8 protein-coding genes are annotated in these 8709 nt (G+C 70.6%); 5 read left to right on the top strand and 3 right to left on the bottom strand.

Going from position 1 to position 8709, the window contains the following annotated elements; genetic code table 11:
* The 3 genes from Air01nite_RS39755 to Air01nite_RS39765 all read left to right on the top strand — a co-directional run.
* The coding region (locus Air01nite_RS39755; RefSeq protein ID WP_203708592.1) for a GPP34 family phosphoprotein at window positions 1–322 on the top strand (322 nt) is incomplete at its 5' end.
* Between the two features lie 195 nt (window positions 323–517).
* Complete coding sequence (gene leuS, locus Air01nite_RS39760) at window positions 518–3379, top strand: leucine--tRNA ligase (RefSeq protein WP_203708593.1); 2862 nt, start codon at window positions 518–520, stop codon at window positions 3377–3379.
* 380 nt (window positions 3380–3759) lie between these two features.
* Complete coding sequence (locus Air01nite_RS39765) at window positions 3760–4101, top strand: hypothetical protein (RefSeq protein ID WP_203708594.1); 342 nt, start codon at window positions 3760–3762, stop codon at window positions 4099–4101.
* A gap of 701 nt (window positions 4102–4802) precedes the next feature.
* Here Air01nite_RS39765 and Air01nite_RS39770 read toward each other — a convergent pair.
* From Air01nite_RS39770 to Air01nite_RS39780, 3 genes are read right to left on the bottom strand one after another with little or no spacing between them, the layout of a single operon-like run.
* On the bottom strand, window positions 4803–5474 hold the full coding sequence (locus tag Air01nite_RS39770; RefSeq protein WP_239091282.1) for a TVP38/TMEM64 family protein: 672 nt from the start codon (window positions 5472–5474) through the stop codon (window positions 4803–4805).
* Complete coding sequence (locus Air01nite_RS39775) at window positions 5471–6181, bottom strand: type 1 glutamine amidotransferase (protein WP_203708595.1); 711 nt, start codon at window positions 6179–6181, stop codon at window positions 5471–5473. Before Air01nite_RS39775 ends, Air01nite_RS39770 begins: the two co-directional genes overlap by 4 nt.
* Window positions 6171–7391 (bottom strand): MurT ligase domain-containing protein, encoded by a 1221-nt coding sequence (locus tag Air01nite_RS39780; RefSeq protein WP_203708599.1) that lies wholly within the window; start codon window positions 7389–7391, stop codon window positions 6171–6173. Before Air01nite_RS39780 ends, Air01nite_RS39775 begins: the two co-directional genes overlap by 11 nt.
* A 452-nt stretch (window positions 7392–7843) precedes the next feature.
* Here Air01nite_RS39780 and mraZ point away from each other — a divergent pair, with 452 nt between their 5' ends.
* Together mraZ and mraW are read left to right on the top strand one after the other, a co-directional pair.
* Entirely contained in the window at window positions 7844–8275 is a 432-nt protein-coding gene (gene mraZ, locus Air01nite_RS39785) for a division/cell wall cluster transcriptional repressor MraZ (protein WP_203708596.1), read from the top strand.
* A 200-nt stretch (window positions 8276–8475) separates the two neighbouring features.
* Window positions 8476–8709: 16S rRNA (cytosine(1402)-N(4))-methyltransferase (mraW, locus tag Air01nite_RS39790; RefSeq protein ID WP_203708597.1), on the top strand; the 234-nt coding region annotated here is incomplete at its 3' end.

The raw sequence follows: 8709 nt of genomic DNA on the forward strand, positions 1-8709 counted from the left end.
CGTGGTCACCAAGTCCGCCCAGCGCCGGCTCGGGCTCGTGCCGGTGACCCGCTATCCGGCCGACGAGGCCGTGGTCCGCACGATCACGGTCCGGCTGTGGTACGCGGCACACGGCCGCTCCCAGCCCGACGAGCCGACCGCGGCGCTCTGCGGCCTGATGCACGCCGTGCTGCTGCACGACCATGTCTTCACCACGATGCCGATGGTCGGGCTCGACCAGCGCCTCCGGGAGATCCGGGGCAAGCTGTCCGATCCCATCCGCGAGATCATCGATGCCGTGACCACCCTGGTGGCCAGCGCGGCGTTCGCGATCTATCGCTGAGGGCGGTACACTGCCGCTATGGCCAGGGCCTTCCTGCTCCTTACCTAGCCGTGCTGACGTCGCTGACGCGACCGGCACGGCTACCCCTCCTGCGTGAGGGGCTTTTTTATGCCCTGATGCGCCCCGCGGTGACGACGAGACAACCCCGCGCGCAAGAGCACCGGCCCTGACGACGAAAATACCGAGGTGGCGAACATGAGCGAGGCAGCCGAGCGTCCGGACCAGGACGTCCCCCCGTTCCGATACACGGCCGCGCTGGCCGGCGATGTCGAGCGCAAGTGGCAGGACTACTGGGAGGCCCGTGGCACGTTCCGCGCGCCCAACCCCGTCGGCGAGCTGTCCGACCCCGAGCACCCCCGGGCCGGCGCTCCCAAGATGTACGTGCACGACATGTTCCCCTACCCGTCCGGCGACGGGCTGCACGTCGGTCACCCGCTGGGCTACATCGGCACCGACGTCTACACCCGGTTCAAGCGGATGGCCGGGTTCAACGTGCTGCACCCGATGGGCTTCGACGCGTTCGGCCTGCCGGCCGAGCAGTACGCGGTGCAGACCGGCACCCATCCGCGGATCACCACCGAGCGCAACATGGTCCGCTTCTGGAACCAGCTGCGCCGCCTGGGCATGGGCTACGACGAGCGCCGGCGCGTCGCCACCAGCGAGCCGGAGTTCTTCCGCTGGACCCAGTGGATCTTCCTGCAGATCTTCAACTCCTGGTACGACGCCGACGCCGGCAAGGCCAGGCCGATCGAGGACCTGATCGCGGAGTACGCCGCCGGCACCCGGCCGGCACCCGGCGACAAGCCCTGGGCCGCGATGGACGGGGTCGAGCGCCGCGCCCTGCTGGACGAGCACCGCCTGGCCTACGTCTCCGAGGCCCCGGTCAACTGGTGCCCGGGCCTGGGCACGGTGCTGGCCAACGAGGAGGTCACGCCCGACGGCCGCAGCGAGCGCGGCAACTTCCCGGTGTTCAAGCGCCGGCTGAAGCAGTGGATGATGCGGATCACCGCGTACGCGGACCGCCTGGTCGACGACCTGGACGTGCTGGACTGGCCGGAGCCGGTCAAGCTGATGCAGCGCAACTGGATCGGCCGCTCGACCGGCGCGCACGTCGACTTCCCGTTCGAGACCGCGGCCGGCGCCGAGGGTGAGATCACGGTCTTCACCACCCGGCCCGACACGCTGTTCGGCGCCACCTACATGGTGGTCGCGCCGGAGCACCCGATCGTCGACACGCTGACCGCGGCGCACTGGCCCGAGGGCACCCACGCGCCGTGGACCGGCGGGCACGAGACCCCGGTGCAGGCCGTCGCGGAATACCGGCGGGCCGCCGCCCGCAAGACCGAGGTCGAGCGGGCCGCCGAGGCGCGGGACAAGACCGGCGTCTTCACCGGCACGTACGCGGTCAACCCGGTCAACGGCGCCCGCGTCCCGGTGTTCATCGCCGACTACGTGCTGGCCGGCTACGGCACCGGCGCGATCATGGCGGTGCCCGGCCAGGACGAGCGCGACTGGGAGTTCGCGGAGGTCTTCGAGCTGCCGATCATCCGCACGGTGCGGCCGGCCGACGGCTTCGACGGCAAGGCGTACACCGGTGACGGTCCGGCCATCAACTCGGCCGCACCCGACCGCGGCCTGGTCCTGGACGGCCTGGGCGTCGTCGAGGCGAAGTCGACGATCATCGCGTGGCTGGAGGAGCGCGGCGCCGGCAAGGGCGCGACCACCTACCGCCTGCGCGACTGGCTGTTCAGCCGCCAGCGCTACTGGGGCGAGCCGTTCCCGATCGTCTACGACGAGACCGGGATGCCGGTGGCCCTGCCGGACTCGATGCTGCCGGTCGCGCTGCCGGAGGTCGACGACTTCGCTCCGCGCACCTTCGACCCGGACGACGCCGACAGCAACCCGGAAACCCCGCTGAGCCGGGCCCGCGAGTGGGTCGACGTCGAGCTGGACCTGGGCGACGGCCCGAAGCGCTACGTCCGCGACACCAACACGATGCCGAACTGGGCGGGTTCGTGCTGGTACTCGCTGCGCTACCTGGACCCCCGCAACGACAAGCAGGCGGTGGACCCGGAGAACGAGGCCTACTGGATGGGCCCGCGGCACGAGGGCGACCCGGGCGGCGTCGACCTGTACGTCGGCGGCGTCGAGCACGCGGTGCTGCACCTGCTGTACGCCCGGTTCTGGCACAAGATCCTGTTCGACCTGGGCCACGTCTCGTCGTTCGAGCCGTACCGGCGCCTGTTCAACCAGGGCTACATCCAGGCGTACGCGTTCCGCGACGACCGCGGCATGGTGGTACCCGCCGAGGAGGTCGAGGACCGCGACGGCCGCTGGTTCTACGAGGGCGACGAGGTCTTCCGCGAGTACGGGAAGATGGGCAAGTCGCTGAAGAACGTGGTGACGCCCGACGAGATGTGCGAGGCCTACGGCGCCGACACGTTCCGGGTCTACGAGATGGCGATGGGCCCGCTGGACGTCTCGCGGCCGTGGGAGACTCGGGCGGTCGTCGGTGCGCAACGCTTCCTGCAGCGGGTCTGGCGCCTGGTGGTCGACGAGGAGACCGGCAAGACCCGGGTCGCCGAGGCACCGGCCGACGCAGCGACCAAGCGCCTGCTGCACAAGGTGATCGACGGCGTCCAGGGCGACTTGGACGAGCTGCGCTTCAACACGGGCGTGGCCAAGCTGATCGAGCTGACCAACGGCCTGACGGCCCTGGGCGGCCCCCCGCAGCGCGAGGCGGTCGAGCCGCTGGTGCTGATGACGGCGCCGTTCGCACCGCACGTGGCCGAGGAGCTGTGGCAGCGGCTGGGGCACACGGAGTCGCTGACCTACGAGACGTTCCCGGTCGCCGACCCGGCGCTGCTGGTGGCGGAGGAGGTCACGTACCCGGTCCAGGTCAACGGCAAGGTCCGCGGCCGCATCTCGGTCTCGGCCGACGCGGGCGAGGACGACGTGCGGGCGGCGGCGCTGTCCGAAGTGGCCGACGCCCTGAACGGCAAGGACCCGAAGAAGGTCATCGTCGTCAAGGGCCGCATGGTCAGCGTGGTGGTTTGAGGGTCAAGAACCGAAGACCAATGATGTCCCGGGTCCGCCGGGGGCGCGACCGTCGCTCCCGCCGGACCCGGGGTTCGTCGATGGTCGCGCTTCAAACACACGCGCCGTCCCACGACCGGTCCCGCGTCGGACTGATCGGGGCGTTCGCCGTCGTTGATCGCTCTCTAGGGCACGGGAGGGTTTTGCGCGCTTACGCAAAGTCGCACACCCCGCTCCCAATGCTCCAGCGCGCAAAACCCTCCCGGGCCCTGACCTACCCACCCGCCGCGATCACGATCGCGGCCGGCGGGTCACAGTCCATCGGCCGATCTCCGCGGTGCGTCTTCCGCGGTGGGTCGCGCGGGTGGGTCGCTGGCGGCCCTGACCAGGAGGATCACGCTGTGGGACTCGATGTCGAGCTGTTCCGGATCGTGCGAGTGGGGACGAGTCCCCGGCGTCGGCGAACCGAAGAGATCGTGGCGGTCGGCGACATCCACTTTCATTTCGCCAGTGCCATCGAGAAGGCGCAGCGCCAAGGCACGACGCCGATGCTCGCGCGTCTCGACCTCTATGGACTGTTGGAACTGTCTTCCGACGAGATGCCGCAATTTCTTGGCGAGCTGAGCCGGTTGCTTGCAGATACCGAACCCGAGGCGGAGCGCAAGGTGATGCTGGCTGTGCGAGGGCTGGCCGAGCGGTGCGCGGGGGACCGGGACCTGGGTCTTCGGTTTGTCGGGGACTGAGCTCCCAGGCGACGCCGTCGGGGAGACGCCGACGTTCTTCGCGATGGCGCGGCGCCTGTTGAGGGTGAGTTTGACCGCGCCCGCGTCGAACTCGACGCAGCGGACACCGAAGCTCTTCGACACCCGTCAGGCCGGTCGACGCCGAGTTGGAGCACGATGGCGTCGACCTGGTTGGTAGCCGGACTGCTGTCCTTCTTAGACGACGACGCGCGAAACCCTCCCGGGACCTAGATGATCAATTCCAAGGGTTGTCGGGACGGCGAACCGAACGTGAGGGTGTCCCGATCCACACAACCATGGCGCAACGAACAGAGACCACCGTCGTTCAACCCGCCTACCCAAACGACGCAACACACCCGCCCGCACACTCCCCGCGATCGTCGTCGATCAGCCAACCCGGCCCGGGTCGAGCCGGCGCCGGCCATGATCGTGTGAACCTCACCGGATCAGGACAACCCCACCTACCTGATCAGGTGTGCGGGATCAGGTAACCCAGCGGCGTGTCGCGCAGAGCAACCGCACCGGATCATTTCGATGCGCACCATCCCGGGCCGACCAGCCACACATGATCAGCCCCGGACAACCCGAAGTGGAGCAGCCCGAAGTGCAGAGGGTCAACCGGCCACCGGGCCAGCCAAATCTCCTGCAATCCCGTTGGGATAGATCATCTAGAGGGTGAGCAGCGACGGCGAATGCCCCGGTCAGTCCCGGGCGGGATCGGTCTTGGGACGGCGCGCGGAGCGGCGCCAGCGCCAGACGATGACCGCTGAGGCGATCAGGCCGAAGCTCGCTGGGATGACGGTGAACCAGTTGATGGAGCCGGGGGAGACCACCGCCGAGCCGAAAGCGGCGTAGCCGAAGGCGGAGGGGGTCGAGGCGATCACGCTGCCGGCCAGGTAGGGGAGCAGGCGGGCGCCTGTAGTGCCGTAGCCGTAGCTGACCAGGCCGAAGCCGCCCAGGGGGACCAGGCGGACCGTGATGACGCCGAGGACCGACTGGCGGGTGAACCAGCCGTCGAGTTGGGCCAGGCGGCCGCGGACCCGTTCAGCGACGAAGTCGCGGCCCAGCCAGCGGCCCAGGGCGAAACCGAGCAGGGCCGCCAGGAACGCCGCCGCCAGGGTGTAGCCGGCGCCGCCCAGCGGGCCGAACAGGGCGCCCCAGGCGACCGTGATCAGCGTGCGCGGCACCAGCGCGATCAACAGTGCCGCGCCCACCAGGATGGCCGCGAGCGGCGCGAACGGGCCCAGCCGGTCGACCGCGTCCGGTATGGCCCGCAGGTCCGGCGGGGCCAGCAGCAGCACCAGGCCGAAGGTGCCCAGCAGCGCGACCAGGATCGCGAAGCGGAGCACCGGGTGCCGGTGCCAGCGGGTCACGGCTGGACGGCGAGTTGGCGCTCCTGGCGGAGGCGTTCGGCCCAGCTGTCGTCCAGCGGCGGCAGGTAGGCCGCGCCCGTGGCCCAGCGGAGCAGCAGGTCCGCCAGCGCCGGGTTGCGGGACAGCGCCGGGCCGTGCGAGTAGGTGCCCAGCATGTTGCCCCGCCAGGCGCCCTCGCTCGTGCCGTCGTTGCCGATGCCCGTCGTCACCTGGGCCAGCGGCGAGACGCCCGGGCCGAGGTGCGTACGCCCGCCGTGGTTCTCGAAACCCGACAGCGGCGGCAACCCCAGCCGCGGGTCGATCACACCGTGCAGCTCGCCGACGGCCCGGGACGGGCCGCGGTCGGACTCCAGGTCGAGCAGGCTCAGGCCCGGGTATTTGGCGCCCTTCGCGAAGAAAGAGGTGCCGAGCAGCTGGTAGCCGGCGCAGACCGCGAACACCACCGAGCCGCGGGCCACCGCCCGGTGCAGGCCGCCGTCGGCGTTGAGACGTTGCGCGGCCAGTGCCTGTGGGCCGTCCTCGCCGCCGCCGATCAGGTAGAGGTCCGCGGAGTCGGGGAGGTGCTGGTCCGAGCGCACCTCGATGGTCTCCACCGGGATGCCGCGGGCCTGCGCCCGCGCGGCGAGGATCAGCATGTTGCCGCGGTCGCCGTACGTCGAGAGCAGGTCCGGGTAGATCCAGACGATCCGCAGGTCTTCAGTTGACACGGTCCAGCTCCGCTCGGATGTCCTGGAAGGCGGTGTAGTTGGCGATCACTTCGAGCCGGCCGGGCGGCACCGCGTCGACCGCGTCGGTGAACGTCGTGACGTGTTCGAACGGGATGCCGTTGACCTGCAGGCGCACGGCCAGGTCGTAGGCCCGGTCGCCGGTGATCAGCACGCGCCGGCCGTACAACGGCGAGAAGTCCACGTCGAACAGCCACGACGTGTCGAGGCCGTCAGGGTCCCGGGCGTTGATGGACAGCAGTGTCGGCGCGGCCTCGGCCATGTCGAACGCCTCGAGCCAACTGGCCGGGTTCTTCGCGAGCAGCAGCCGGATCAGCCGCCCGTCGCGCTCGACCTGCGCGTAGCGGCCGGCCACCGAGGTGACCGAGGCCAGCCGCAGGACGGCGTCGGCCGGGCGCACGCCGAACTGGGCGGCGACGGCGAGCGCGGTGGCCGCGTTGCCGATGTTGACGGTGCCCGGGAGCTGGAGCTTCACCTGGTGCCACGCGCCGCTGGGGTCGAATACGCCGTCCTCCTCGACCACCCAGTGCGGCCGGGGCCGGCGCAGCGGGCAGGTGGTGCACCGCCAGTCGCCGCCGGCCCGCTGGATCGCGCCGCCGCACTCGGGGCAGACCCAGGAGTCGTCGTGCCAGCGCTGGCCCGCGCTGAACCATGTGACGTTGGAGGAGCGCTGCGCCGCCCAGGTGACCATCGGGTCGTCGGCGTTGGCGACGACGTGCACGCCGGGGTGGTGTGCGAGCGCGTCGCGCCACATCTGCGCCATCATCGCCACCTCCTTGGCCCGGTCGAGCTGGTCGCGGGAGAGGTTCAGCAGCGCGACGGCGCGTGGCCTGGTCTCGTCGAGGACCCGGGCGAGATAGTGCTCGTCGACCTCGAGCACCGCGTAGGGCGTCGCGCCCGCCTTGGCCAGCGCCGAGGTGTGCCCGGTCGGCATGTTGGCGCCGAACGCGTTGGTCGCCACCCGGCCGAGCCCTTCGAGGGCGGCCACGGTCAGCTTGGTGGTCGTGGTCTTGCCGTTGGTGCCCGAGATCAGCGCCACCGAGCGGCCCTGGGCGAGGTGGGCGAGCAGCTCGGGGTCGATCTTGAGGCCGATCCAGCCGCCGATCACGGAGCCGTCGCCGCGCCCGGCCGCCCGGGAGAGCGCCGCGGCGGTGCGCGACACCGAGCTGGCCACCTTCGCCCGCAGGGGCATTTTCGCGTCCGTCACGCGAGCGAGGTTACCGGACAGGACATAGCACGCGGCCGGTCGCGCGCAGAGCCGAGGGTCAGGAAAAATGCCCGATTTGTCATCGGTGGACGGCGACGCCGGAACCCGCTCCACTTCCCTCCACGCGAAGCCCTCCACTCCGGTGCCGAACGCCGTCCGATTCCGTGACAGGCGGGGTTAACGAGGTGAATGAGCACATCGTTACGCGCGGAATGGAGCTTGTCGTCATTTGGACAAGCGTCGGACCGGCTCGGCCCTCCACTCCGCCCCACCCCCTTTGACGTGCGGTTTTGTCGACGGGCGAGCCGGACGTGAAGCCGGATTCTGGTTGCGGGTGGAGGGAAGTGGAGTAGAGTGGGGATCAATGGCGGGGCCGGGAGGGTCCGCCGGCCTCGGGCGGACCGCGAATCCGCCCGCAGCGCGAGGGGGTGGGCCGAATGTTCCTCGGCACGCATACCCCACGCCTGGACGAAAAAGGCCGGTTGATCCTGCCGGCGAAGTTCCGGGACGAGCTGGCGGGAGGTGTCGTGATCACCAAAGGGCAGGAGCGCTGTCTCTACGTCTTTCCGACGCCCGAGTTCCAGCGGATCGCGGGGCAGTTGCGCGAGCAGCCGATGACCCACAAGGCCGCACGGGCCTACAGCCGGGTCTTCTTCGCCAGCGCACATGACGAGGTGCCCGACAAGCAAGGTCGGGTCACCATCCCGGTGCACCTGCGGGAATACGCGGGTCTTTCCCGGGAGCTGGTCGTGATCGGCGCCAGCACCCGGGTGGAGATCTGGGACAAGCAGGCCTGGGACTCCTACCTCGCGGAGAGCGAAGACGACTTCGCCGACATCGAGGAGGGGGTGCTGCCCGGCGGACTGTAGGGGCGACGTGGCACCGGGTCCCGCGAAGACCCGGGTTTCGCCGCCGAACGCCCGCCGTACCGCGAGATCTCCACCCGCTCCCGTCCCTGGCGTCCCTTCCCCGGTGCCAGGCATGGCGGCGGATGGGGATCTGGCGGTGCGGCGAGCGACTGCAGCCGTCTGGCACGGCGGAAGACGGCGGGTCACTGGGGGGACAACCGATGCAGGAGCCACGCGGCACCCACGTGCCGGTGCTGCTCGAGCGGACGCTCGAGCTGCTCGCTCCGGCACTCGCGCGGCCGACCAGGGTGGGCCCGCGGGTCCACGTCGACGCCACCCTCGGTCTCGGCGGGCACGCCGAGGCGGTCCTCGCCGCGCATCCCGACGTCGTGCTGGTCGGGCTCGACCGTGACACCGAGGCGCTGGCGGCGTCCCGGCAGCGGCTGGCCCGCTTC

Origin of the sequence: Asanoa iriomotensis (assembly GCF_016862515.1) — a bacterium.
Lineage (GTDB): Bacteria > Actinomycetota > Actinomycetes > Mycobacteriales > Micromonosporaceae > Asanoa > Asanoa iriomotensis.

Bases quoted from the DNA above. Each gene is read 5' to 3' on its own strand.
- leuS (WP_203708593.1), top strand. From the start codon at position 518: ATGAGCGAGGCAGCCGAGCGTCCGGACCAGGACGTCCCCCCGTTCCGA.
- Air01nite_RS39780 (WP_203708599.1), bottom strand. From the start codon at position 7,391: ATGCCCCTGCGGGCGAAGGTGGCCAGCTCGGTGTCGCGCACCGCCGCG.
- mraZ (WP_203708596.1), top strand. From the start codon at position 7,844: ATGTTCCTCGGCACGCATACCCCACGCCTGGACGAAAAAGGCCGGTTG.